The organism is Flagellimonas sp. ABD4_174 (genome assembly GCF_056160185.1).
This window is the reverse complement of sequence record NZ_JBSWWP010000001.1, coordinates 87004-111794: the sequence shown is the minus strand read 5'-3', so window position 1 is coordinate 111794 and position 24791 is coordinate 87004. Positions and strand designations below refer to the sequence as shown.

At 41.8% G+C, this 24791-nt stretch carries 22 protein-coding genes; 6 read left to right on the top strand and 16 right to left on the bottom strand.

Annotation, left to right across the window (positions count from 1 at the left end; genetic code table 11):
* Positions 1–22: 22 nt before the first annotated feature.
* Together ACXAFK_RS00470 and ACXAFK_RS00465 are read right to left on the bottom strand one after the other, a co-directional pair.
* On the bottom strand, positions 23–832 hold the full coding sequence (locus tag ACXAFK_RS00470) for an NAD-dependent epimerase/dehydratase family protein (protein ID WP_474956437.1): 810 nt from the start codon (positions 830–832) through the stop codon (positions 23–25).
* A complete protein-coding gene (locus ACXAFK_RS00465) occupies positions 825–3095 on the bottom strand; it encodes a M28 family peptidase (RefSeq protein ID WP_474956436.1) in 2271 nt (756 codons plus the stop codon). The genes ACXAFK_RS00470 and ACXAFK_RS00465 overlap by 8 nt, the downstream gene beginning before the upstream one ends.
* Before the next feature lie 122 nt (positions 3096–3217).
* On the opposite strand from ACXAFK_RS00465, the gene ACXAFK_RS00460 reads away from it, so the two are divergent.
* The gene (locus tag ACXAFK_RS00460) at positions 3218–3688 is read left to right on the top strand and encodes a CBS domain-containing protein (RefSeq protein ID WP_224835729.1); all 471 of its coding nucleotides are present in this window, start codon (positions 3218–3220) and stop codon (positions 3686–3688) included.
* On the opposite strand, the gene ACXAFK_RS00455 is transcribed toward ACXAFK_RS00460, so the two are convergent.
* From ACXAFK_RS00455 to ACXAFK_RS00435, 5 genes are all read right to left on the bottom strand, one after another.
* Positions 3689–4042 carry a hypothetical protein gene (locus ACXAFK_RS00455; RefSeq protein WP_224835728.1) on the bottom strand — a complete coding sequence of 118 codons (354 nt, stop codon included), beginning with the start codon at positions 4040–4042 and terminating at the stop codon, positions 3689–3691.
* Between the two features lie 10 nt (positions 4043–4052).
* Positions 4053–4625: a pentapeptide repeat-containing protein gene (locus ACXAFK_RS00450; protein ID WP_474956435.1), complete on the bottom strand. Its 573-nt coding sequence runs from the start codon at positions 4623–4625 to the stop codon at positions 4053–4055.
* Entirely contained in the window at positions 4625–7774 is a 3150-nt protein-coding gene (locus ACXAFK_RS00445; RefSeq protein WP_474956434.1) for a VPS10 domain-containing protein, read from the bottom strand. The genes ACXAFK_RS00450 and ACXAFK_RS00445 overlap by 1 nt, the downstream gene beginning before the upstream one ends.
* A gap of 63 nt (positions 7775–7837) precedes the next feature.
* Positions 7838–8329: a DUF6265 family protein gene (locus ACXAFK_RS00440; protein ID WP_474956433.1), complete on the bottom strand. Its 492-nt coding sequence runs from the start codon at positions 8327–8329 to the stop codon at positions 7838–7840.
* 33 nt (positions 8330–8362) lie between these two features.
* Entirely contained in the window at positions 8363–9061 is a 699-nt protein-coding gene (locus tag ACXAFK_RS00435; RefSeq protein ID WP_474956432.1) for an SIMPL domain-containing protein, read from the bottom strand.
* 125 nt (positions 9062–9186) lie between these two features.
* Here ACXAFK_RS00435 and ACXAFK_RS00430 point away from each other — a divergent pair, with 125 nt between their 5' ends.
* The gene (locus ACXAFK_RS00430; RefSeq protein WP_474956431.1) at positions 9187–10323 is read left to right on the top strand and encodes a glycerate kinase; all 1137 of its coding nucleotides are present in this window, start codon (positions 9187–9189) and stop codon (positions 10321–10323) included.
* Here ACXAFK_RS00430 and ACXAFK_RS00425 read toward each other — a convergent pair.
* The 3 genes from ACXAFK_RS00425 to ACXAFK_RS00415 form a co-directional block, all read right to left on the bottom strand.
* Positions 10320–10922, bottom strand: a complete 603-nt coding sequence (locus tag ACXAFK_RS00425; protein ID WP_224835722.1) for a GNAT family N-acetyltransferase — start codon at positions 10920–10922, stop codon at positions 10320–10322. The genes ACXAFK_RS00430 and ACXAFK_RS00425 overlap by 4 nt on opposite strands.
* A gap of 103 nt (positions 10923–11025) precedes the next feature.
* The gene (locus ACXAFK_RS00420) at positions 11026–11496 is read right to left on the bottom strand and encodes a hypothetical protein (protein WP_224835721.1); all 471 of its coding nucleotides are present in this window, start codon (positions 11494–11496) and stop codon (positions 11026–11028) included.
* A gap of 53 nt (positions 11497–11549) precedes the next feature.
* Positions 11550–12044: a Dps family protein gene (locus ACXAFK_RS00415; protein ID WP_224835720.1), complete on the bottom strand. Its 495-nt coding sequence runs from the start codon at positions 12042–12044 to the stop codon at positions 11550–11552.
* Positions 12045–12707: 663 nt separating this feature from the next.
* On the opposite strand from ACXAFK_RS00415, the gene ACXAFK_RS00410 reads away from it, so the two are divergent.
* Complete coding sequence (locus tag ACXAFK_RS00410) at positions 12708–13040, top strand: single-stranded DNA-binding protein (protein ID WP_474956430.1); 333 nt, start codon at positions 12708–12710, stop codon at positions 13038–13040.
* Between the two features lie 142 nt (positions 13041–13182).
* Positions 13183–13587, top strand: coding sequence for a hypothetical protein (locus tag ACXAFK_RS00405; protein ID WP_474956429.1), 405 nt, complete (start codon positions 13183–13185; stop codon positions 13585–13587).
* Positions 13588–13995: 408 nt separating this feature from the next.
* On the opposite strand, the gene ACXAFK_RS00400 is transcribed toward ACXAFK_RS00405, so the two are convergent.
* The 6 genes from ACXAFK_RS00400 to ACXAFK_RS00375 all read right to left on the bottom strand — a co-directional run bounded on the left by ACXAFK_RS00400 (position 13996) and on the right by ACXAFK_RS00375 (position 23478).
* Positions 13996–14838, bottom strand: coding sequence for a phosphatase PAP2 family protein (locus ACXAFK_RS00400; protein ID WP_474956428.1), 843 nt, complete (start codon positions 14836–14838; stop codon positions 13996–13998).
* A gap of 34 nt (positions 14839–14872) precedes the next feature.
* Entirely contained in the window at positions 14873–15772 is a 900-nt protein-coding gene (locus ACXAFK_RS00395) for a histone deacetylase family protein (RefSeq protein ID WP_474956427.1), read from the bottom strand.
* On the bottom strand, positions 15773–17905 hold the full coding sequence (locus tag ACXAFK_RS00390) for a Tex family protein (protein ID WP_474958142.1): 2133 nt from the start codon (positions 17903–17905) through the stop codon (positions 15773–15775).
* Positions 17906–18013: 108 nt separating this feature from the next.
* The gene (metG, locus tag ACXAFK_RS00385; RefSeq protein ID WP_474956426.1) at positions 18014–20110 is read right to left on the bottom strand and encodes a methionine--tRNA ligase; all 2097 of its coding nucleotides are present in this window, start codon (positions 20108–20110) and stop codon (positions 18014–18016) included.
* A 143-nt stretch (positions 20111–20253) separates the two neighbouring features.
* Entirely contained in the window at positions 20254–21972 is a 1719-nt protein-coding gene (locus ACXAFK_RS00380) for a DUF1501 domain-containing protein (RefSeq protein WP_474956425.1), read from the bottom strand.
* A gap of 9 nt (positions 21973–21981) precedes the next feature.
* Positions 21982–23478 carry a DUF1800 domain-containing protein gene (locus ACXAFK_RS00375; protein ID WP_369885360.1) on the bottom strand — a complete coding sequence of 499 codons (1497 nt, stop codon included), beginning with the start codon at positions 23476–23478 and terminating at the stop codon, positions 21982–21984.
* Between the two features lie 169 nt (positions 23479–23647).
* On the opposite strand from ACXAFK_RS00375, the gene ACXAFK_RS00370 reads away from it, so the two are divergent.
* Positions 23648–24007, top strand: coding sequence for a YraN family protein (locus tag ACXAFK_RS00370; RefSeq protein WP_252078792.1), 360 nt, complete (start codon positions 23648–23650; stop codon positions 24005–24007).
* Positions 24008–24060: 53 nt separating this feature from the next.
* Positions 24061–24720 (top strand): aspartate kinase, encoded by a 660-nt coding sequence (locus ACXAFK_RS00365; RefSeq protein ID WP_224835708.1) that lies wholly within the window; start codon positions 24061–24063, stop codon positions 24718–24720.
* The last annotated feature ends 71 nt before the right edge of the window (positions 24721–24791 follow it).

Below are 24791 nucleotides of genomic sequence, written 5' to 3'. Positions count from 1 at the left end.
TACAATAAGTAATGGAAGGTTCTCAGGAAACAATAGAGGTAGTGAAGTTATGGGATTTGTTTAAAAAATTCTGGCTCAAAACGATTTTTCCCATTGCCTTGGATGATGTTTCTTTATACGATGGCGGGGAGATTCCTCTTTTCTGGGCCTCCTCAAAATAATACAACTGCTTTTTGGGATGATAAGGATAAACACCGTTGAAAATTTCGCCCCAATAACCTTCTTCCAATATGGTTTGGATCATGTGAATGCAATCGTAGAGGTGAATCAAGTTGATGGCATGGTTGCCGTTGCCAAGTTGCTTCCTGCCCGATAAGGTGGTCACAGGGTGCCTGTCCGGACCAATTAGCCCGCCAAATCGGATTATGGTGGTGTTAAGACCATCTTCTTTTTGGAACAAGTTTTCACATTGCACCAATTGTCTGCCCGATTCCGTATTGGGATATACCGGTGTTGCTTCGGTAACCTCTCCCTCCAAATCTCCGTATACCGCAGTACTGCTCACAAAAATAATATTGGAAATTTCGCTGTCTTTCAATTCAGATATCAGGAACTTTATTTTGTCAACAAAACTCTCTGGATGTTTACCCCGAAGTTTTGGAGGTACGTTAACAATCAAGGTTTCAATATGGGAAAGAAAACTTTGAACATTGCCCTCAATTCCTGTTTCGGTCAAACGAATTTCGAAGGGTTCAATACCTTCGTTTTGTAATTCCATTAATTTATCGGTGGAAGTGGTGGTCCCTTTAACGTGATATGCTTTTTTTATCAATGATTTGGCCAAGGGAAATCCCAGCCAACCACATCCCAGAATACCAATATGTTTATTCAAATCGCAAAGTTTTTATGGTCAATATAGCATCATTTAACACAAAAGGGGTGGGAATACTGTTTTTTGGTCTTTTCGGTATGCTAAAATCCGGATGTGTTAACAAATCGTTGGATGCTTCGTATAAAGTGAGTTCCAATACCGAATCCTTAGGGAATTCGAGTTGTAGTTCTGTAAAATCATTATTGGAAATATAATGAGTGACCAACCTGTTTTTCCTGTTTTCGAGGAAATAAGGGGATAATTCGATTTGGTTCACTTTTGCCTTCGATAAATTGATCGGACTGGTAAATACCTCAAGGCGGTTCACTGTTCTTTTCGGTGTGATGCAAAGTTCGATTACCCTGTTTTTCCCAACAATAGTGTCCATCACGGTATCAATATAGGATGCTTCCAGTTGTTTTTTTGGTGCATCTGCCACATAATTTAAGTTAGTGCGGTATTTGCTGGATATGGTCTCAGCTTTAGGTTTTCTTTTGTTTTCGTTAATAAATTGGCCGTTCCAATCAATTAGAACGTTATCGTATGTGGCCCATAGTGCTGAGTCGTCGTCCGTATTATAAACATATAGCAAACTGCTGGGTTTTGGTCTTTCTTCGTTGAAGTCGGATTGTATGTGACTCGTAATTCCGAATGCAAAAAAAAGAAGCAGGAATAAATAGGCCAGTCTCCTTTTACTTTTTAACTGACCTAAAAATGGGAGTGCCAGGAAAAACAACAACGTCGTAAAAAGGGTCGCGGCCACCATCATTTTTAAACCAAGGCCTACGGGAAACATTTTAATGAATGGGGAATAAATAAGAACCGCGGGCAATGCCAAGAACAGCATTAAAAATGGATTGGGCTTCTTTTGATTGATGGTTACGAGCAAGCCTGCCAGCAAGCCGAACAAGGGAACTATAAAAAAACTGGCGCCTTTTAAGTATTGTGCTACCAAGCCGCAAATTAGCAACCAAATAAAAATAGGGGCTACCAATAAACTTGGGGTAGGGGTTTTTCGGAATTTATGATAGGTGTAAAAGCAGATAAACAGCGAGAACATAACATACACGGCAATGTAAGTGTGGCCGTTGTAGGTAAACCCATGTAACATATCCTTATACCCGGGATACCACCAAGTAATTATGGCCCAACAAAAATAGCCGACCGCCCCGTTAACTACTAAGGTGATGAGGACGGGAACAAAGCCTTTTAAAACATCGTTTGTTTTTAAGACCTGTTTTTTAAACCCTGAAAAAAGTAATAGGACAAAAGCCAAAACTGCAATGCCAAATGCGGGCCAGATCCACTCAAAAGGATAGGAAACCAGATTAAAGATAGGGATATTGAAATACACATAATCATCCAAACTTTTTAAATTATCCAAATCGGCCTTACTAAAATGTGCGAGCAACGGCATTAAATAACTGCCTTGGTGAGCTAGGGTTTTTCGGTCCAAACGCTCATAATTGTCCAGCGCGGTGTGGTAATCAAAATGGTCATCTATAAAAGCAAAGTTAAATCCATCAATATCTGCATCTTCCCTAAAAACGGTTAGGTCGGTATCGTTGGGGAGCATTTTATAAATGCTATAGGCCAAAGAGTTCGCAACCGGGTATTTGGGATTTGCCTTTGTAAATTCCTTGATCAAAGTGCCATTGCCGCGATTGGTCTCTATAAGCATATAACTGGGCCCGCCGCTACCGCGAGCCTCAAAATTTAGGGCTAGCCCCACATTTTTTGCCCAGGGGTGTTTATTTACAAAAAGGTCGGCTCCATTAAGGCCAAGTTCCTCGGCATCGGTAATTAGTATAATGATATCGTTCTCTGGGGTTTCATTGTTGCTCAAAAATGCTCGGATTCCCTCCAAAATTGTGGCAACTCCACTGCCTGCATCACTTGCTCCAAAGGAGGAATGGGGGCTACTATCGTAATGCGAGAGCACCAGTAATGCTTTTCCGTTGCCACTGCCCTTAATTCTTGCCAAAATATTCGTGGCTTTGCTCAGATTGCCCCAGTCTCCAGCGGTGTAACCCTGTTGTGTGGTAGTTTCCAGACCCATTTTTTTGAGTTCGGAGATAATATAGGTCCTGGCTCTTTGGTGTCCTGGAAAACCAACGGCATGTGGTTCTTTGGATAATTCTTTTACATGGGAAAGCGCTCTATCTGTGGAGAAAGCTCCCAACGGGGCATCCTGATCGGTTTTGTACTGGGGCGTCAAGGATCTAAAACTCCAATACACGGCAAGAAAAAGTAGAATTAGGGCAAGGGTCCGGGAAAACTTCATGGCGTAGCGATATTCATAATTTAAAATGTGAATATATGAAAGGTTCTCATCTTTAAGCGCTTAAAATTAGGTTATTCGCTAAAAAAAACTATATTTAAGAATCAACTTTAAAATCTAACCTTATGGCAATCAAAAGTTTTCAAGGCATACGGAGCAAGGAGGAGAACAAGAAAAAGTACAATGCCCCAATTTTGGTGGAAGATTACATGACCAATAAATTGATCACATTTTCCCCTGAGCAGTCCATTTTGGAAGTAATGGAGACGTTTGCCAAACATCATATTTCCGGTGGACCAGTGGTAGATAATAATGGGTTTTTGGTAGGAATCATATCCGAGGCGGATTGTATGAAACAGATATCGGAGAGTAGGTATTTTAACCAACCCATTTTGGATAAAAGTGTTGAGCGGTTTATGACCAAAAATGTGGAGACCATACCCCACGACATGTCCATTTTCGATGCAGCGGGCGTATTTGATCGTCACAATAGGCGCAGATTGCCCGTTATGAAAAACGATATTCTCGTTGGGCAGATAAGCCGAAAGGATATTGTGATCGCAGCACTTAAATTAACGTCTCACAGTTGGAAATGATCACTCCCTTTTTACGATCATAAAATAGTCGTTGTCCAGCGGCAAATACCCTAGATCATACACAAAAAAATAGGTGCTGCCCTTTTTTGTGGTATATAGGTTTGTAATGTATTCAAAATCAAAACCTTTATCCAACAAACGCATTTTTGTGGTCTTTGTTTTCCCATCCCGGAGGGTAAAGCCATTCAGTATCCGGTAGTTTTTGCGTAATTTGTTGTTTATGTTGCGTACTAGGTTTTTACTGTCTCGGTTAAGTCGGTTGTTATAGGCGTTCCTACAATGGTCGGAACAGTACTTTTGATCTATGCGACCGAGTAGTTTTTCACCGCAGACCAAACAATTTCTTTCGGACATGTGATAAGATTTAGGTTACCACAATATCATACTTTTTTAATAAACCCATCAATCCCTCTTGGCTAAACCTGGTTTTCCTTAGTTGGTTGATGGTTGGATCTATATTAAAACCAAAGGCAGTACTCAAATCGGCTCCGCTTAGATCCGTATTCTCGAAAATAGCATTGTCAAAATCACAATTTGGAAATTTGGCCATAGTTAATTGGGTGTCTGTAAAATCGGTTTGATGCAGCCTGCAGTCCATAAATTGGATTTGGGGGAGGTTCATCCCAATAAATGATGCCACGGATAAATTACAGTCCAAAAAACGCAAAGTCAATAAAAGTTGATTACAGGTCTCAAATTGAACCCCCACCATTTTACAGCTTTTAAAGGTTGCACCATTAAAAATGGTATGGGCAATATTGGTATTGGTAAGGTCGCACCCATCAAAAGTGCAGTCCACAAAATTTTGGTTGTCCAAAAAACCTTTGGAGAACAGGCAGTCCACAAAACTACATTCTTCATAATCGCCTTTGGGCAATTTTGTTTGGGTAAAATCCTGTTTTACGAACTCCTGTTCCAGCCAAAAGTTATCCGCCATTACTCCTTGGTCAAGATTATGGCGGGCACATCCAATGCTTTGAACATTTGGTTATATGTTCCCATACCATCCACTACAATGGCGTTTTTTTCATCTTCGTAAGTCTTCCATTGGGCCAAAAGATCACGTAACCTTTCTTTGGCACCTTGGGTTACCTTTGGTTCGGCCACATCTACAAAGCCTTTCAAATGCATAAATTCGGCATTGAGTTGATTTTTAAAATTGATTACATCTTGGAAAGTCTTTTGGTTGGGCTGGATCAGCTTTTCTTCCCAATTGGTTATTCTCTCCAATAATTCATCACCGTTTTCCAACAATGCTTTGGCGTTTTCGTGGTCTTTAAGCAACTTTTTATAATGTTTTAACTGACTTTTGGCCTCGCGCATTTGGTTTACTGAATGGTGCATGCTGGCCACGGTTTCATCAATTTTATTGAGTACCGATTGCTGTTCTGCATAATCCATGGGAGTACCACTAACTTTTGGATCGGCAAGAACCGTTGCTTCTGTTTCTACGGAACGTCCCTCGGATGTTAAACGTAAAGTGTAAGTGCCAGGGGCCACACGAGCTCCTTTATAATTGCCATAAACAAAAACTTTGTCCACGGCAGGAACAGCCTCTTTGCTAAAATCCCATGTAAAACGGTTGTACCCTTTGGCCGACGGCAATACATCGGGTTTTGGAGGTCCACCGGGCCAGCTTTTAAAACTCTTATCGGGTTGATTGGTCACTGTTTTTATCACCTTGCCAGCGGAAAGTACCTCGAGTTTTAGTTCTATCGTGTCCAACTTTTTGGGCAGGTAGTAATCAAAAGTAACGCCCGATTTTGGGTTTTGACCCAACCCTGGAACAGTGGAATTGGTGCTTCCATTAAAGATGCGATAGGAAGGTTTTGGGGGCACAATTTGAAGCTCGGAAGTTGGTTCGATGCTATGTTGGATCGCTCCTAGATCATCCAGAATCCAAAAAGAACGACCGGCTGTTGCCGCTACAAGATCATTATCGTGGATCACCAAATCATTGATGGGTACCACAGGAAGGTTTAATTGCAGCGGTTGCCAGTTGGAACCATCATCCAGTGAAACAAAAAGACCTGTTTCGGTACCGGCATACAGTAACCCTTTTTGCTTTTTGTCCTCACGCACTACACGGGTAAAGTTGTGCTCGCCATTTATTCCGTTGGTTATTTTGGTCCAAGTTTGCCCGTAATCGGAGGTTTTAAAAATATAGGAGTTCAAGTCCATGAACTTATAGCGCATCAATGTAATATATGCTGTTCCTGGCTCGTGCGGGGATACTTCGATGCTGTTTATAATACCTTCTTTACTATTGGGAGGGGTAATATTTTCCCAGCTTTCACCTCCATTTTTGGTAATATGGACCAGTCCATCGTCCGAACCGGCATATAAAACTCCTTTTTCGTGAGGGGATTCCACCAAGTACATAAGGGTATTGTAGTTTTCTCCACCAGCTGCTTCGTTGGTGTATGGGCCGCCTCCCGGACCTTGCTGGTCGGGATTGTTCCGGGTAAGATCGGGGCTCACTACTTCCCAACTATTGCCCCCGTCCTGTGTTCTAAACACCACGTTCCCGGCATGATAAATGGTGTTTCTGTCGTGGGGGGAACTGATTATGGGTGCGTTCCAGTTGTAACGGAACTTAAAATCTTTGGGAACTTTGCTCAGTCCCAGTTCTGGGTATTCTTTTATGGGCTTGGATTCTCTTGAAGCCTTTACCCATTTTTCGATGATACCTTGGTAACAGCCACCATATACCACCTCCGGATTGTCGGGGTCAAAGGCCAAATAAGCGCTTTCGCAACCTGCCACGGAATACCAATCTTTCCAATCAATTCCATAGCCATGTGTTCTGCTTGCAATGGAAATGGCAGAATTGTCCTGCTGCCCACCATACACGTTGTACGGTACCAGATTATCGGTAATTACGCGATAAAACTGCGCCGTAGCTTGGTTTTGCTGTGTGCTCCAGCTTTTACCTCCGTTGTTGGACACATTAGCACCTCCATCGTTGGAATTGACCATGATCTGGTTGTTCTCGGGATGGATCCAAAGATCATGGTTGTCACCGTGCGGTGTGGATACCGTGGTAAAGGTTTTTCCGCCATCGATGGATTTGGTAACGGGAGCATTGAGAACATATACGATGTTTTCGTCTTGCGTATCGGCAAAAATTTCCATGTAGTACCAAGATCGTGCTATATTGATACGGTCCTTATTGGTCTGCCGCCATGTTTTGCCAGCATCGGTACTTTTATATACTCCACCTTTTTCACCTTCGGCTTCGATTACGGCATATACAACCTCGGCATTTGCCCTAGAAACCGAAATTCCGGATTTCCCAAACTCTTTTGGAAGTCCTTTTTCCATTTTTTTCCATGTAGTCCCACCATCTGTGGATTTATAAAGACCCGAAGAGGCGCCGCCAGATTCCATTGTCCAGGGATATCTGCGATGTTGCCACATGGATGCATAAAGAATCAAAGGGTTGTTCATGTCCATACTCAAGGAGGAAGCACCTGTATTTGAGTCTACAAAGAGTACTTTTTCCCAGGTATTGCCACCGTTGGTCGAACGGTAAATGCCTCTGTCCTCGGATGGGCCATATTGTGCGCCTTGGGCAGCGACAAAGATGATATTTGGATCTGTAGGATGGATTATAACATCCGAAATGTGGCGTGTGTAATCCAAACCTATATGTTCCCAAGTTTTACCGGCATCGGTAGATCTGTATACTCCATCTCCCATGGATGTCATAACCCCGCGAGCAGCGTGTTCGCCCATTCCTGCGATAACCAAATTAGGGTTGCTTTCTGCAACGGCAATATCGCCAACGGTTCCGGTTTTTAGAAATCCATCGGAGATGTTCTTCCAGGTAAGACCATCATCTGTGGTCTTCCAGATGCCACCCCCAGTGGTACCCATATAGTAGGTGTAGGGTTGCCCTACTACACCGGTGGATGTAACGCTTCGGCCGCCACGGAACGGACCAATGTTTCGCCATTTTAAACCGGGAAAAAGGGAGTCGTTGACTTCTGTGGAGGGTTGGTTGGATTTTTTGTTTCTTCGTTGTGCATCAACAGGGTGCAAGGCCAAAAGTATGGCACATAATAGTAAAGGTCTTATTTTCACGAGAGTGTTGGAATTAGTTAGTCCGTTAAAGATACTAATTCAACGTATTCCAATGAAACTAAATTACTTCACTTTCTTGTAAGCGAACAGGATTTCTTCTGTATTGTTGTTTTCTTCAATAAGTACATGGACATTCATATGGTCGTCATCAATTTTTTCCATGGTGAGCCCTTCAAAATACACCTTGTTTGGTTCTAGTTTTACTAGTTTAAAATCAATGGTTTTATCTTTTTCTTCCCAACCTTTCATATTGCCGTCAAAATGCTTGAGCTGGAGAATTATGGAATCGTCTGATTGTTGGATATGACCTGATTCGTAGAATGAAACTTTGCCATTGTTCACTAGTCGAAATACAAACATCATAGAATTGCCCATTGGTGCACTCCAGATTTCTTCGGCCGTTCCTCCGAAAGCTTCGCCAATCCAGTGGCCCTCGATCCATGAAACATCCTCCAGATTGGCTTTTGGTGATGATTGGCCTTTGTTCAATTGCAATGTATGTTGGGCGGAAACAAGTCCCGCCCACAACAAGAAAATAAGTGTGATATGTTTCATAATGGTTTTTTGGTCAGTGTTACATTACCATCGTTAATTGGATAAAGCAAATTTTACGTTTACAGTGGTCTCTACATTGATTTTCTCAAAATCGATGTCCAAGGGCTGGTCTTGTTTAGCGCTTGCGGATACCACAATCATTTCGTTCAATACCCTTTGGTTATAATTTGGATAGTAATTTGAATTGTCTGCAATATGGATGGCCATGCCTACTTTTTGGCCCAGAGGTCGGGTCAGGGCATCGGCTTTTTGTTTCGCTCTCTTTACTGCTCGGGATTTTAGTTCCAGCTCTAATTCGTCCATCATTGAATATTCGGTTTTTTCGATATGGGTATTGGCAATATCCAATTGTTCCAAAGCCATCATAACATCACCGAGTTCTTTTCCCGAATAGACCAAAAGCGAATATTGTTTGCTTTTTAGGACTTCCTTTTGGCGCAAAAAGTATTTTTTAAAATTGCTGCCCATGTCTTTTATCACAAGCTGTTCCGTGAGGTCGATGCCCATGGCTTTAAAGCGTTGTGCCATTTGGTTTTCTTGTTCCTCTACCGATACACGGCCTTTGGTATCCTTTTCTTGGATAACGATATTGAGGTATATTCTATCCGGGGTCACCAAAGTGTCCACTTTGGCCTGTGTTTCCAAATAGGGGGTGTCCAAAAAGTTTTTGGATTGGGCAAAAGTTACCGATGAGAACAGCGCTGCGGCCATTAAAAAGATCGTTTTTTTCATGATTAATTTTTATTAAAGGTATATACTTCACCTGTACATTCAAAACATGTGCCGTAGTCTAATTTGAAAGTTTAGATTCACATGAATGTATGGGTTAACTGAATTAACTTGAGTACATTGTAGGCATGAAAATTATTTTGGCACCAGATAAATATAAAGGCTCCCTAACTGGATGGGAATTTTGTGAAATAGTTGCCCGGGCCATCAAAAAAGTTTTTCCCAATGCAGAAACAGTGTATCGACCCCTTGCCGATGGTGGGGACGGTACCATTGATGTGGTTGCAGATTACCTAAAGGCATCTAAAGAGAAGATTGTTGTTACAGACCCGCTTTTTAGGAAGATTACCGCCTTTTACCTGCTTTCCGAGGATAGGCAAACGGCTTTTATTGAAATGTCCGAAGCTTCTGGATATAAATTATTGCAAAAATCCGAGATGAACTGTATGGATACCACAACCTTGGGAACAGGTGAAATGGTGGTGGATGCACTTGAAAAAGGAGCCAGAAACATTGTATTGGGCATTGGAGGAAGTGCAACCAACGATGGAGGTATGGGTATGGCCCAAGCCCTTGGTTACGTTTTTGTGGATGCGAATGGAAATCAGCTAAAGCCTATTGGGCGAAATCTGGGCAAGGTAAGGGAAATACGAACAAACAATCTACATCCAAAACTGATGGATACAAAAATTCAAGTGGCCTGCGATGTGACCAATCCATTTTATGGAGAGCTAGGGGCTGCTAAAATCTATGGGGCTCAAAAAGGAGCAACAGAAGAAGAGATTACCTTTTTGGACGAGGGTTTAAGGCATTTTGCGAATATTTTGCGATCAACTTTTAAGATTGATGTCCAAGAGATCCATGGCGCCGGTGCAGCCGGTGGAGCAGGAGGTGGAGCGGTAACTTTTTTGAATGCGGAATTGGCCTCTGGCGTAGATTTGGTGATGCAACTTGCCAATTTTGATAAAGTGCTGCAGGGTGCCGATTGGGTAATTACCGGGGAAGGAAAGCTGGATTCCCAAACCTTTTCCGGCAAAACCATTAACGGAGTGGTAAAATCGGCGAAAAAACAGAATGTACTCGTTGCCGCACTCTGTGGTTCGGTAGAAGTGACCATTGGACAAATACAAGAAATGGGCCTGGATTATGCAGTGTCGATTCTTAATGAAGTGGGCAATTTGGACGATGCCAAGGCAAATGTCGAGGAGAACTTGGAATTGGCGAGCTATAATTTCGCAAATATGCTGAAACTGGGCAAAAGCTAATTTATAGGTCTAATCCCCATCTTAAATTCCAAAGAAGTTTTTACGGTTTTCCATTCGCTGTTCAAAATGGAAAAAACAACGGTGTCCCTTAGGTTTCCGGAACCATCTATTCTATGGTTTCTTAAAATACCATCTTGTTTTGCACCTAGTCGAAGAATGGCATTCCTGGATGGATGGTTGTGAAAGTGCGTCCGAAATTCTACGGCAATGCAGCCTAAGTTTTCAAAAGCATATTTTAACAATAGGTATTTGGCCTCGGTATTGATGCCTGTGCGCTGCACTTTTTTGGCATACCAAGTTGAGCCGATCTCCAATCGTTTGTTTTTTGCATCCAAATTCATGTAACGTGTGCTGCCTACAATGGTGTTGTTCTTTTTATTGATTATGGCAAATGGCAATGCGGTTCCATTTTCCTGTTCGTTCAGGGCAACATCCAAATAGGCATCTATGGTCTTGGGGGAGGGGACCGAGGTGTACCACAGTTCCCAGAGCTTTCCATCCGATGCGGCGAAGGCCAAATCTACTTTATGGGATTTTTGCAAGGGTACCAGTTTTACCCATTCGCCTTCCAGTTGTGTGGGGCGTAACCAAGTTTCCATAGGTTGAATTTTAGGTCAAATATAGGCTTTATATGGGCATATAAAATTGAAAAAGCCGGAGATTATCTCCGGCCGTTCATCAATCAAAAAACGAAATTAAAACCTATTTCGATTCAAATTCCTCGATAATAAAGAAGTTTTTACTCTTCTTATCTACGAGATAATTGCTTTCCAGAACATTGTAGTGCATGGATTTGTCGTCTACATTGATATCAAATCCTTTGTCCGTCTGTACTACTTCAAAATCATTGTTTTCGGTACCCTTGTATTTTAATACCATATAATCATCGTAGTTGTTATCGGAATCACTATCAATGGCCACTAGTTTGGTAACATAGGCGGCTGACGTTTTTCTATCTTGGTTTACCATGCCCTTGTCCTTATGGTCCAGTTCCATTCCGTATTTTCTGCGCTCCATTACCTTAACACTGTACTGTAGCTCCTTGCCATTTTCAGAAACGGTAAAGGTTTTTAATTGTGTGGTCGCTTTCATAACGCCAGAAGTCTTGTTTTGCCCATATCCCGCAAATGCAGTCAAGGTGGCAATAGATAGTATGGTGAATAGCTTTTTCATAGAATTATTTTTTAAGGTTAATACTTTGTTTTTTCGAGAGTGCGGACTGGTTTCTACTTTAGGAAAGAAGTGAACATCCAGTGTCTCTTTTCCAATTCGGTCATAAATCCGGTAATCATGTTTTCGGTTACCACATCGCCGGTTTCCAGGGAGGCATTTACCGCATCTAGCATGCTATCGTGCAATATTTCATAGTCGTGGAGCACTTCCCTTACCATTTCCAAAGCGGAAATTTCTTTTTCTTGCTCTTTGATCTTGGAAAGTTCCAGTGTTTTCTTAAAGGTAAAATTGCTTTTTACCCCGAATACCCGGATTCTTTCTGCAACGACATCGATATTTTCCTTTACCGTATTGTACTCGTTCTCGAATTCTTCATGAAGTTCAAAAAAGTCGGGCCCTTCGATGTTCCAATGAAAATTTCTCAGTTTATTGTAAAAGACCTGATAATTGGCCAATAAGGTGTTTAAACTGACCACGATTTCGGCAGTTTCCAAATATGTGAATCCTAATTTTTTGAATGTTTTATTTTTTGCTTTAACAGCTTCCATAATACTAGATTTTTTATTTGTTCACTGTAAAAGTACAAGAGAGTGCCCGGGAGGATTGATTGTAACGATTTAATTCTTGATCCAATTGGTTTTTGGGCCGATATCGATAGGGTTTTAGGCCTTTTCCCACTGTGTTTTGAAGATTTTAGCAGTAATTATTTATACGGAAAGTTTTGTGTAAGTAGTATGAAATCAACCTTATATGAAAATTTAGTAACCGTTAGGACCTATTTTGGTTTGGAAGGTAGGCGCTCATCGGGAACAATGAAACCCTGTAGTAGAGAACTGTACAATTTCGGGGATATGTCCGTAAGATATTCTTTGGTTTCACTGAATATTTTTTGAGGATTTTCGTGTTCGGTATCTTTTTCCTGAATATATAGGATTTCATTGATGTCTAATAACGTTTTACTAATTCTGAACCGCTTAATGACCTTGTATCTATTAATATTTCTGATGTGCATAAAGTCGAATGAATAAATCTATTTGTTATGACACTAATTAGGGATGAGGGGTCACTTACAAACAGGTTTAATCATTTACATACGTTTACAAACGAAAACAAATAATTACATTCCGAATACAGTTTTTTAGTGGATATAAGTTTGCCCTATCGAATCAGCAGGATTCAAAAATTGAATTTTAAACTTAAATCTTACTATTATGAATTCACTAAGAAACAAAGTACAATTGATCGGCAACCTGGGGAACGACCCAGAGATCATTGTTCTGGAAAATGGGACAAAATTGGCCAAGTTTTCCATCGCGACCAACGAGACATACAAAAACAACAAGGGCGAAAAAGTAACGGATACCCAATGGCACAATATCGTGGCCTGGGGCAAATTGGCCGAAATATCAGAAGATTTCCTCAGTAAGGGCAAAGAGGTTATTGTCGCGGGCAAGCTCGTAAACCGTTCGTACGAAACCAATGAAGGTGATAAGCGGTACATAACGGAAATCAAATGCAACGAATTGTTGATGTTGGGCAAGTAAGTTTAGTTGTTCCAAGGCGACAAAATGAGGAGAATAACGATTTTTTTGGTTTTTACATTAGGGTAAATGTAAATTAAGTTGTTATAAAGGCAAACGCCAGAACTTTAGATAATGAACACAGTATTTAGAAGAACTCAGACAGATGAGATTAAAAGTTCACATCACGGTATTTTTAGCGTTAGGGCTGGCGGCCATTGGTTCGGCACAAGAGAATGACCTTTCCTTTTACGAAAACCAAGCAAAAAAAGACGCCTATAAAGAACAAACGGCCATTTTTTTAAATGTAGATGACGAAAAAGATTTTTGGCAAGATCAAGTCCGATACGAAAAGGAACTAAAAACCAAAAATCGTCTGGCTTATCAAGTATACATGACAAGCAAGCAGGAGGCATACTCCCAGCATGCCCATTCTTGCAACAATCAGTGTACGCATAGCGATTACTTCTACGAAAAGGCAAGTATATATTTTACATACAAGGCCAACGAAAATATATCCAAAGAGGCTGTGGGTTCAATTGTCCAGGTAGCTTCTCCAAGAATTTTTTGATTGCATATTTTTAGTTGGTTAATAAATGCGCCCCAATTGTTGGGGCGTTTTTTTATGGAAATCGTATTAACCAAGCCCCGAACATACCAAGGGTTCTAAGTTTTAATTAGGCAAGGGGTTATTTTTTTTTGAAGGTTTTAAAATCTCAGGAAGACAAACCTATCTAAGCAACTTTTTTCAGAAGATCAAAACACGGACATTTTTTACAGCGCTTGCTCTCGCTCTTCTTATATTTTTTACAGCACTTGGATTTTACCTTACCAGTTGGGGGCAACTCTCTAAGTTGTGCCTTTTTGAGCTTTTTCTTGTCCTTTTTCTTTCCCATTGATAGAAATGAAATACCGGAGCAAAAATAATTATTTTAAATAAATCTAAATAAAATTTAACATTATTGCATTTTGAGTCAACCTAAAAGTTAACGGAGACACCAACCCTATTGGGACCAAAAGATAGGTTCCAACTTACGTCTTTGGGTCTTTTGTTGTTATATTTTTCATCGTATTTGGAGTCGAGGTAACGATCAATGGACTCTACAATAAAAATACTTAGCACAGTACTAAATGCCACATCCGAAAACCAATGGAAATCATCCAACACACGGACTAGTCCAGGAATCATCCCAACAGTATAAAGGCCTCCTTTTACCCAAGGACTTTTAAATTGCTTTGCAATGGCATAAGCGTTGCTAAATGCAAGCATGGCGTGTCCGGAAGGGAAAGAATCATAATCGTACACCCGGTCCAAATGAAAAGGATCATAGGTTCCCGATCCAGCACCACTTTTAGGTCGTGCCCTACCAATGATCCGCTTACTTACTTGTTGAAGAAAACCCCCAGCAGTGGCCGAAGAAATTAAAAGAACCCCGGTTCGGCGAAGTTTTTCATTTTTGGTAAATAAGCCGGCAAGATATACGCCGCCCGTTAGCATATAATTGTTTTCGGGAGCACCATATTTGTTTCCATAGTCCATAATAAGGTCAGGAACATCCTGGTCAAAACCATTTTTCCAACGGTTAAGTTCATCATCAACTGTAAATAGTAGTAATGTACCGCCAGTTAAATAACCAAAATTGGCCCAGTCGTTACCTTTCCAATGGAATGGACGGGAGTAGGCATATCCAACACCACCAAACATATTGCCAACGTCGTAAGTGAAGTTGTTCCAAAGGTTTTTTTCTTTTTTAGGTTGTAGATCTTGTCCCGAAATCGTGGTCGTGAAAAGAACTAGAAAAAGGAGTTGTAGAGGTTTCATGATGATGGTTTATACTAGGTTGTCGCAAAAATAATTATAAAATATCTTGAGCAAGCCGAAAAGTGTTGGCATGCGCTTCGACAATGGTCTTAATATCTGGTGAATATCCGCCGCCCATACTGCATTGTACGGGAATGTTTTCATCGGAACATAGTTGAAGTACAAATCGGTCACGCTCCTTGCAACCTTCCAAGGTCATGGACAATGTGCCCAATTTATCCGAATCCAGTACGTCCACGCCACAGAGATAGAATATAAAATCCGGTTGCACTTGCTGCAATAATTCCGGCAATGTTTTTTTAAGCAGGGAAAGGTATTCTTGATCGGTGGTGCCTTTTGGAAGAGGTATGTCCAAGTCGGATATTTCCTTTTTAAAGGGGTAATTGCCCTTTCCGTGCATGGAAAAAGTAAAAACAGAATGGTCTGTCTTGAATATTTCAGCGGTTCCATTGCCTTGGTGCACATCCAGATCAACGATCAGTATCTTATTTGCGAGATCGTTCTTTAACAAATAACGGGCCCCAATAGCTTGGTCGTTCAACATACAAAATGCTTCCCCTCTATCGGAATATGCATGGTGGGTTCCACCTGCGATATTCATGGCAATACCATTTTCCAGTGCAAATTCACAACCTTTAATTGTGCCATCGGCAATAATACGTTCCCGTAGGACAAGCTCATCACTGAGAGGAAAACCGATTTTTCGAACGGCACTTTTGGAAAGCATTAACCCTTTAAGATCATTGTAGTAGGTTTTATCGTGCACCGATAAAATATGCCGGTCTTCCGGTAGCGCGGGCTCAAAAAAGTTCTCCTCGGTACAAGTGCCCTCATATAGCAGTTGTTGAGGTAAGAGCTCATACTTGATCATTGGGAATCGATGCTTCTCCGGCAGCGGATGTTTGTATATGGGATGATAGGCTATTTTTAGCATTTAAACATCCTTTTTGTGCAATGCCAGTTGAATTCGTTTTCTGGGAACATCCACATCCAAGACCTTGACCACAACTTGTTGATGAAGGCTCACATGCTCGTTAACATCTTTTACAAAAGTGTCGGCAAGATTGGAGATGTGGATCAAGCCACTTTCTTTAATGCCGATGTCCACAAAACAGCCAAAGTTGGTAATGTTGTTTACGATACCTGGTAATAATTGACCTTCACGTAAATCGTTGATTTCCCTAATGTTTTGGTTAAATGTGAACACTTTTGCTTTTTCGCGTAAATCTAAACCAGGCTTTTCCAATTCCTTCACAATGTCTTCCAAAGTGGGCATTCCAATTGTATCTGTACAATATGCTTTAAGGTCGATTTCCTTTAGAGCAGAGGTGTTTCCCACAATTTCTTTAAGGGAGATTCCCCGGTCTTTGGCCATTTTCGAGATCAAACTGTAACGTTCGGGGTGAACGGCAGAATCATCCAAAGGATTATCACCATTTTTGATACGCAAAAAACCTGCGCTTTGTTCAAAGGCCTTACCGCCCAAACGAGCTACCTTTTTAATGTCCTCCCTATTCTTAAAAGCACCGTTTTCGTTTCTGTGGGCCACTATGTTTTCGGCCAATTTGGGCCCTATTCCCGATACATAGCTCAATAATGGAATACTGGCCGTATTAATGTTTACTCCTACGGAGTTTACACAACTTTCCACAACAGTGTCCAAAGAAGTTTTTAATTGTGTTTGGTCCACATCGTGTTGGTATTGCCCCACCCCAATGGATTTAGCGTCTATTTTTACCAATTCTGCCAAAGGATCGGCCAATCGTCTACCAATCGAAACAGCTCCCCTTACCGTAACATCGTAGTTTGGGAATTCATCTCGTGCAATTTTGGATGCGGAATAAATGGAAGCACCTGCTTCACTTACCACAAAAACTTCGATAGGCCTTTTAAAAGCAATCCGTTTTACCAATTGTTCCGTTTCGCGCGATGCTGTTCCGTTACCAATGGCAATGGCCTCTATTTTATGGGCATCCACCAAAGAGCTTATTTTTTTAATGGCTCCAGAACTATCGCGTTGAGGAGGGTGCGGATAAATGGTTTCGTTATGTTTTAAATCGCCCTGTTCGTCCAAACAGACTATTTTACAGCCAGTCCTAAAACCAGGGTCAATGGCCAAAATGCGTTTTTCGCCAAGTGGAGCACCGAGCAACAACTGTTTCAGGTTTTTTGAGAAAACTTGTATCGCGGAAGCGTCGGCTTTTTCCTTGGCAATTTTTAAAAGTTCGTTGGACAGTGAAGGAAACAAAAGTCTTTTATAGGCATCGGCAATGGCTATCTCGATATGTTCTGTGCAGCTGTTGTTGGTTTTGATCAATCTACATTCCATATTTTGAAGCGCACGTTCATCATCAATTTCAACTTTCACACGGATAAAACCTTCTTTTTCGGCGCGCATAATGGCCAAAAAACGGTGAGATGGACATCGGTTCAAAGGTTCGCTCCAATCAAAATAATCTCGGAATTTTTGTGCCTGCTCATCATCCTTTTTTGTCTTTACCACTTTTGTGGTAATCAGGGCGTGGCGTTCCAATTGACCTCGGAGCTGATTTCTTATGTCGGTACGTTCATTGATCCACTCAGAAATAATGTGTCTGGCACCTTCCAGGGCCTCGTCCTCATTGATTATCTTTTTATTTAGGTATTTGGAAGCGATGAATTCGATGTCATCACTGCGTTGCGCCATTATAATTTTGGCCAAGGGCTCCAGTCCATGTTTACGGGCAGTCTCCGCTTTGGTCTTCTTACTTTTTTTAAAAGGTAAATACAAATCTTCCAGACTGGTAAGGTCCTCGCAGTTTAAAAACTTTGATTTTAGTTCTGGAGTAAGTGCGCCTTGCTCATCTACAGCTTTTAGAATAGCTGTTTTTCTTTTTTCCAATGCCTCGAACTGGTTCTTGAATTCCACTATGGAACCTATTTGGACTTCATCCAGATTGCCGGTAAGTTCCTTTCTGTACCGAGAGATAAATGGAATGGTACAATCTTGGTTCAAAAGGGCCACTGTGTTTTCCACACTCTTTTCCGGCAATTGGGTATGGCGGACAATATAGGGTACAGGCTGCATCATGTTTGTTTAGTATTTGTAACTTCGAGCGCAGTCGAGAAGTTTTACTATCCAAAATTTTTAAGAGGATCTCAATTGTGCTCCAAAGCACAGTTTCTCGGTAATGGATTAACTTATAACTTCACCATTTAAAACTCCATCGGTATTAGGATTTACAAAAACCAGTTTCCCCTCTTTGTTCTCCGTCATCAAGATCATTCCCTGACTTTCTACACCGCGTAATTTTCTAGGAGCCAAGTTTACCAATACAGTTACTTTTTTGCCCACAATATCCTCTGGCTTAAAACTTTTTGCAATACCCGAAACAATGGTTCGCGTATCCAGACCAGTATCTACCTTTAAAACCAAAAGTTTATCGGCTTTTGGCATTTTTTCGGCTTCGATAATGGTTCCAACGCGCATGTCGAGTTTGGAAAAATCATCGTAAGTAATGGTGTCTTTTTGTGGTACTATTTTGTTGTCCATGGTAGCTGCGCTATTGGTGGTCGAAGCATTTTCTTTTTTAGTGTCTTCCAATTTTTGTAGTTGATGTTCAATTTCAGCGTCCTCGATCTTACGGAAAAGCAATTCACTTTTATTGATGATGTGTCTGGCAGGGAGCAGGGTATCTTCAGAAGACACACTTTCCCAAGAAGTCTCGACCTTGCCAGACTGGATATTAAGTATGCCTTTCAGTTTTTTAGAAGTGAAGGGCAAAAATGGTTCGCTCAAAATAGCCAAACCTGCAGCAATTTGTAAGGCAACGTACATTATCGTCTTGACCCGTTCCTCGTCGGTTTTGATCAACTTCCATGGTTCTGCATCGGCCAAATATTTATTGCCTAAACGTGCCAGGTTCATCAATTCCTGACTGCCTTCACGGAAACGATATCGCTCCAATGAGTTGGAAAGTAGATCCGGATAGCTTTTTAAGGAACTCAAGGTTTCTTTATCGGTGTTTGTAAGTTCTCCGGGCGCTGGTATGGTGCCATCGTAATATTTATGTGTCAAAACAGCGACACGGTTTACAAAATTGCCAAAAATGGCAACGAGTTCGTTGTTGTTTCGGGCCTGAAAATCTTTCCAGGTAAAATCATTGTCCTTGGTCTCGGGTGCATTTGCGGTTAAGGTATATCGGAGTACATCTTGCATATCCGGGAATTCCTCCAAATATTCGTGCAACCAGACCGCCCAATTTTTAGAGGTGGACAGTTTGTTCCCCTCCAAGTTCAGGAATTCGTTTGCGGGCACATTTTCCGGTAGTATATAATCACCGTTGGCTTGTAACATGCTCGGGAAAATAATGCAATGGAACACAATATTGTCCTTGCCTATAAAGTGGACCAATTTGGTGCTTTGATCTTTCCAATAGGGTTCCCAATCCTTGCCTTCGCGTTCTGCCCACTCTTTGGTGGAGGAAATATATCCGATCGGGGCATCGAACCAGACATAAAGTACTTTGCCTTCGCCGCCATCCACTGGAACGGGTATTCCCCAGTCCAGATCACGGGTTACGGCCCTAGGTTTTAGGCCCTCGTCTATCCAAGATTTACATTGCCCATAAACATTGGGTTTCCAGTCGGACTTATGACCTTCTAAGATCCACTTTTTTAAGAACCCTTCGTAGCGGTCCAAGGGCAAAAACCAATGTTTTGTCTTTTTTAAGGTCGGTACCGTTCCCGTTATCGTCGATTTTGGGTCGATCAAATCCGTAGCGTTGAGAGATGACCCACAATTTTCGCACTGATCTCCATAAGCTTCGTGGTGCCCACATCTTGGGCAGGTTCCGATTACAAATCTGTCTGCCAAAAACTGGTTGGCCTCATCATCGTACAATTGCTCGGTTTCTTCTTCTATAAAATCACCTTGCTCGTACATTTTTCTGAAAAATTCCGAAGCAGTTTCATGGTGCACTTGCGCCGATGTCCTGGAATAGTTGTCAAAAGAAATACCAAAATCGGCAAAGGATTTTTTAATGATGCCGTGGTACTTGTCTATTATTTCTTTGGGGGTAACACCTTCCTTTTTGGCTTTCATGGAAATTGCCACGCCGTGCTCGTCGCTCCCGCAAACAAAGGCAACGTCGTTGCCCTTTAATCTTAAATAACGGGAATAAATATCTGCAGGGACATAAACTCCGGCCAAATGTCCAATATGAATGGGACCGTTGGTGTACGGAAGCGCTGCGGTAATGGTATACCTGGAAGGTGATGTATTCTGAGCCATGTAAAATTCTAATTAGGCCCCAAAAATACTGATTTTAACGGGATACACATAAAAAACGAAACCCTCGAAAGTGTGGCCCTATTTGGGGTGAGGGGTACACTATCGATGGGTCTCGAAAATTGGACTATTAAAATGTACGTGTTTTAAGTGATCATTACAGATTTGCTCATTTTCTTATCTCCTACAGATATTCTATAGATATATTTTCCAGTGGACAAGCTATCGCGCATTCGCTCACGTATATTGATGTCCACGGCACCTTCCATCATCATTTCATTGAACAGGGTGCCTACACGTTGTCCCAAAATATTAAAGAGTTCAATATCTACATGGGCTGAAACGGGCATTTCCAGATGGATATATGGGTCTCGAGGTGAGGTTGCCGGATATATGGCCGCGTGTTCAATGGTATCCAAAATATCGATATTGGGGTCCATTGGATCTTGACTTGGCGGGGTTTCGGGCAAGGTAGGCGGATCGTTGTCCATGGCAATGTCATCAAAAACTTCTCCGCTACAGTTAAACCCTAGGTCGATGGCTTGGTAAGGATGTCCCAATAAGTGCTGTTCAACAGATTCCCTGGGAACACAAAGCCATTCTGCCAATACGGTGCCATATAGATTTCTAAAATCCATGGTATACTCCAAATTTCCCCGATTATTGGGCTCATCTAAAGATGGGTGGTCGCCAACAAAAGCGCTTCCGTTCAATCCGGAGCCAAAAAATAAGGTGGGTGCTGCTTTTCCGTGGTCGGTTCCACTGGAACCGTTTTCAAAAATCCGTCTCCCAAATTCGGAAAAGGTCATGCTCAAAACCTTATCGTCTTGTTCGGTAAAAGCAAGGTCCTCATAAAAATTGTTGATGGCTACGGAAAGATTTGACATTAAGCGTTCGTGAACTTCGGGTTGGTTTCCGTGAGTATCAAAACCTCCCATGGAGATCATATATACTTTGGTTCCTAAATTTCCTTTGATCAAACGTGCCAAAAGCGCCAATTGACGGGCAAAACCATTGTCTTGGTATTCTACTTGGTTTTGTCCGGCCATGTATGCATCATGGATAGTACCTGCATATTCGTATGTGGTATTGGCCACTCCGCGCAGGAACCTGAGTTGGTCTCCGTACATACAATCGTCAAAAGGAGCATTTTCTATATCATAAAAGGTACCTGTTTCTGCAATTTGCTCCAATTGTTCCACATTGTTGGTCACAAAGGCATAGTTGGTTTCTTCTCCTTGAAAGACCAAGTTGGCCAGGTTGCCAATTTGTATGGCTGCCGGGGAAGGTGGCGGAGCAATCAGGTAGTCGGGATACAGCTCTTCAAAATGCCTGCCCATCCATCCTGTGTTTTCTCCTGAGAATCCTGTTGTGGTTAGATCGGTGTTGGCAAAAATATCCGATCCCGTAAAGTGGGAAAGGCTTTGGTTTTCGTAGCCTACGCCATGCACGGCCTTAAATTGTCCGTCTCCCCAAAGGGATTCTAGGGCGCTCATATAAGTGGGCACCCCAAAATCGTCGGTAAGTTTTAAGACCTTACTTTCGGGGATATAGATATTGGGTCTTGCATTGGCATAAGTATCATATTGTTGAATGGGAATTACAGTACTGAGACCATCATTCCCTCCGGATAATCGAATAAGGATCAAAATATTGTCGGTTTCGGCCGCAGCAACTGCTGCCGTAAGTGGGGATGGCGCTGATGCCGAAATCATATGGCTTCCTAAAAACATGGATCCAGAACCGGCTATACCAAGTGCCTGGATAAATGATCGTCTACTCCATTTTTTATGTTCCTGATCGTGGCCTTTGTGTTCAAGGCCTTTGTGTGGGGATGTATCGTGGGTGTGGTGATTATCGCACATGGTGTGGGGTTATTTGAGTTGAAATTCGGGCTCGCGGGATAAGTGACGCAATAGAAGATAAACTTGAGACGGTCCTGTTTCCCATCCAAGTAAAGTCCACGAAGGCGTTGTTCCGCCTTCGTAATAATTTATGTCCACATCGCTCCTAAACGCTATAAATGCTCTATCGTAGTCGGCATCGGTGAGTAAGCCTTTTGGTAAAAATTTATCGATAATGGGCCTGGCCACTTCGTCTGGGTTGTTGCTTGTGAGCCCGGCATTGCCAGAAAGCGAGAGACCCAAATCCCTGAATTGTTCGGGATTTTCTTGATAAAACCTTTGTAGGAACATCTCAACGGTCAACCACCGTCCAATTATAAAATTAGTGTTGATCCAGGTCCGATCACGTTGCCAGCCTTCCACTTCGGGCGGTTGAAAAAATTGCTGTCCGATCAACGAACAGGAATCGATCATGTTCAGTATGGTGCCATCGTCATACGTAAACCCAGTTTCTTTTAATAGGTTGAAATAAAGATCGGCCGGACTTTTTATGATTACACCTATTGCAGTTTCGTCAAAAAAGTGTTGGCTCTTAAAAAGTTGACGGAGTACAGGGGCAATTTCGAAGCCACTATTGATAAAAGTCTGTGCCAGACCGTCGATAATCTGTGGAGCAATCCCGCCATCATCGTTTGTAGAATCTGGATGGACAAAAAACTCATAAAGTTTTTTACAGATGAACCATCCGATTTCATCGGGCCTTTGGTTAAACAGTATGTCTATTACGTCATCATAGCCCCAATTGCCCGTTTGCCCGAAAATAGTCTTGTTGTCCGTATTGAATTCCGACGGGTCGAAAGTGACCTGGGTACACCCTTCTTCACCTCTTTCGGTATAACCGGACAATGCTTTGGAGGTTTCGATAATATCCTCTTCGGTGTAATTATTTCCTTCTCCCAAGGTAAACAGCTCGTATAGTTCTCGGGCATAGTTCTCGTTCGGGTTGTTCCCTCGATTTCTTACACCGTCCAAATAATAGAGCATGGCACTGGTAAGGCCGATTTCACTGGTAAAGGTCTTAAAGTTGCCAAGCGCATTTCGTTGTAAACAATTGAGATAATAAAAAAGGAACTGTGGACAGTCATAAGTTTCCAATTGGGTTACAAAGTGATTGCTCCAAAAGAAGCTCAATCTATCTAGCAGTTCGTTGTTTGCCAAGGCGTTTCCGTAGGCTGTGGTAAGCTCTTCGATGTGGGCTCTACGCATTTGCCGAGCCAAATCGTCATCGGCAGGGTAATCGGCATTGTTCCAGTCTGCCCAGGCTGGGGCCGGAATCGGGAGAGCTGCAAGCGCTTGGTCCACCAAGCTGTCCACGAGTGGGCCAGCTGTTTGTCCAACAGCAGCAGCAATGGTTTGCACCGGGGCACTAAAACCTAGCCTTCGGTACAAATGGGCGGCACGCAACTCGTCCAGTGGAGTAGTGTACGGTGCCAAAGTTGAGGAATTACAATTGATAAAGTACTCCATAGCAATGTCTGGCGTTTATTAAGTACATAGTTTTGGGGCAACTATATGTTTATGCTAATGTTGGTGTGGTTCAATTGAGCCAACAAATTACAATCTTAACGTTCTTAAGTCCACGAACTACCAAATTTTTCGACGAAATGCACAAAAAATTTACATTTTTACAAAATATATGGCTGAACACAACACATTTGGGATGCTCGGGGAGCAGAAGGCCGTTGCCCATTTAGAGGGGAAGGGATACAAAATATGTCATCGTAACTATCGGTATCTCAGTGCCGAGATCGATATTGTTGCCCAAAAGGACGATGTTTTGGCAATAGTGGAGGTAAAGTCGCGAAATACGGGTTTTTTGGAAGATATCTCAACGGTGATCACCACTAAAAAAATTAAACTTTTGACCATGGCGGCAAACCAGTATATCGAAAAAAATGATTTGGATGTGGAGGTTAGATTTGATGTGATTACCGTTGTAAAAAGAGGGCAGAAGTTTGAAATTGAACACATTGAAGGTGCTTTCTATCATTTTTAACCATTTGTTTGTTTTATAACAATGTGTTATTTTTGAATAAACTCTAACCAGAAATGAAAACAATATCTGCCGTAGTTGAGCACTACATCAAAAAAAAGCCGTTCTTACAAACGGCACTGGCACAAGGGATCATTAACTTAACTTCTTTATCCAGACAAATAAAACCGGAAATTGCAGAAGAACTTGGGAAAGATGTTAAAGATGGCGCTATTGTAATGGCTCTCAAACGGCTTTCGGACGATCTGGAGTTTAGGGCCACACACAAGATTGTAAAAGTGCTCAAGAATATTGGGGAAATTACCGTTAGATCCAATTTATCCGACTATACATTTTTGGCCTCCGATACTATTTTACAACAACAGGCACGACTCTTGGAAGAAGTCAATGCCAATCAAGATGTGTTTTATACTTCTTCGCGCGGTGTAAACGAAATCAATATTGTGATCAGCAATACAATGGACGGTATTGTGGAAAAGTACTTTAAAATGGAGCGCTGTACACAAAAGGCCGAAGGACTTTCGTCGATTACGGTTAAACTGCCGTCCGATAACGTATCGGTACCTGGAATTTATTACTTTATTTTTCAACGATTGGCATGGGAAGGCATTGTGCTCTACGAAGTAATATCCACTACAAACGAGTTTACCATTTTGGTGAACGATGAACAAGTGGATGTTGCCTTCAAGACCATTAAAGATCTAAAATCCTTATAATAAGGTCAACTTTTCGGTGTCTAAACTAAAATCAATTCTTTATCGTTTTAGAAAAAGACACTTTTTGGAAA

What these genes read in the sequence shown, in the direction of transcription:
- ACXAFK_RS00370 (WP_252078792.1), top strand. Translation starts at nt 23,648, where the DNA reads ATGGCTGAACACAACACATTTGGGATGCTCGGGGAGCAGAAGGCCGTT.
- ACXAFK_RS00465 (WP_474956436.1), bottom strand. Translation starts at nt 3,095, where the DNA reads ATGAAGTTTTCCCGGACCCTTGCCCTAATTCTACTTTTTCTTGCCGTG.
- ACXAFK_RS00410 (WP_474956430.1), top strand. Translation starts at nt 12,708, where the DNA reads ATGAATTCACTAAGAAACAAAGTACAATTGATCGGCAACCTGGGGAAC.
- ACXAFK_RS00455 (WP_224835728.1), bottom strand. Translation starts at nt 4,042, where the DNA reads ATGTCCGAAAGAAATTGTTTGGTCTGCGGTGAAAAACTACTCGGTCGC.
- ACXAFK_RS00435 (WP_474956432.1), bottom strand. Translation starts at nt 9,061, where the DNA reads ATGAAAAAAACGATCTTTTTAATGGCCGCAGCGCTGTTCTCATCGGTA.
- ACXAFK_RS00430 (WP_474956431.1), top strand. Translation starts at nt 9,187, where the DNA reads ATGAAAATTATTTTGGCACCAGATAAATATAAAGGCTCCCTAACTGGA.
- ACXAFK_RS00395 (WP_474956427.1), bottom strand. Translation starts at nt 15,772, where the DNA reads ATGCTAAAAATAGCCTATCATCCCATATACAAACATCCGCTGCCGGAG.
- metG (WP_474956426.1), bottom strand. Translation starts at nt 20,110, where the DNA reads ATGGCTCAGAATACATCACCTTCCAGGTATACCATTACCGCAGCGCTT.
- ACXAFK_RS00460 (WP_224835729.1), top strand. Translation starts at nt 3,218, where the DNA reads ATGGCAATCAAAAGTTTTCAAGGCATACGGAGCAAGGAGGAGAACAAG.
- ACXAFK_RS00450 (WP_474956435.1), bottom strand. Translation starts at nt 4,625, where the DNA reads ATGGCGGATAACTTTTGGCTGGAACAGGAGTTCGTAAAACAGGATTTT.
- ACXAFK_RS00415 (WP_224835720.1), bottom strand. Translation starts at nt 12,044, where the DNA reads ATGGAAGCTGTTAAAGCAAAAAATAAAACATTCAAAAAATTAGGATTC.
- ACXAFK_RS00390 (WP_474958142.1), bottom strand. Translation starts at nt 17,905, where the DNA reads ATGCAGCCTGTACCCTATATTGTCCGCCATACCCAATTGCCGGAAAAG.
- ACXAFK_RS00375 (WP_369885360.1), bottom strand. Translation starts at nt 23,478, where the DNA reads ATGGAGTACTTTATCAATTGTAATTCCTCAACTTTGGCACCGTACACT.
- ACXAFK_RS00425 (WP_224835722.1), bottom strand. Translation starts at nt 10,922, where the DNA reads ATGGAAACTTGGTTACGCCCCACACAACTGGAAGGCGAATGGGTAAAA.
- ACXAFK_RS00400 (WP_474956428.1), bottom strand. Translation starts at nt 14,838, where the DNA reads ATGAAACCTCTACAACTCCTTTTTCTAGTTCTTTTCACGACCACGATT.
- ACXAFK_RS00380 (WP_474956425.1), bottom strand. Translation starts at nt 21,972, where the DNA reads ATGTGCGATAATCACCACACCCACGATACATCCCCACACAAAGGCCTT.
- ACXAFK_RS00365 (WP_224835708.1), top strand. Translation starts at nt 24,061, where the DNA reads ATGAAAACAATATCTGCCGTAGTTGAGCACTACATCAAAAAAAAGCCG.
- ACXAFK_RS00420 (WP_224835721.1), bottom strand. Translation starts at nt 11,496, where the DNA reads ATGAAAAAGCTATTCACCATACTATCTATTGCCACCTTGACTGCATTT.
- ACXAFK_RS00405 (WP_474956429.1), top strand. Translation starts at nt 13,183, where the DNA reads ATGAGATTAAAAGTTCACATCACGGTATTTTTAGCGTTAGGGCTGGCG.
- ACXAFK_RS00440 (WP_474956433.1), bottom strand. Translation starts at nt 8,329, where the DNA reads ATGAAACATATCACACTTATTTTCTTGTTGTGGGCGGGACTTGTTTCC.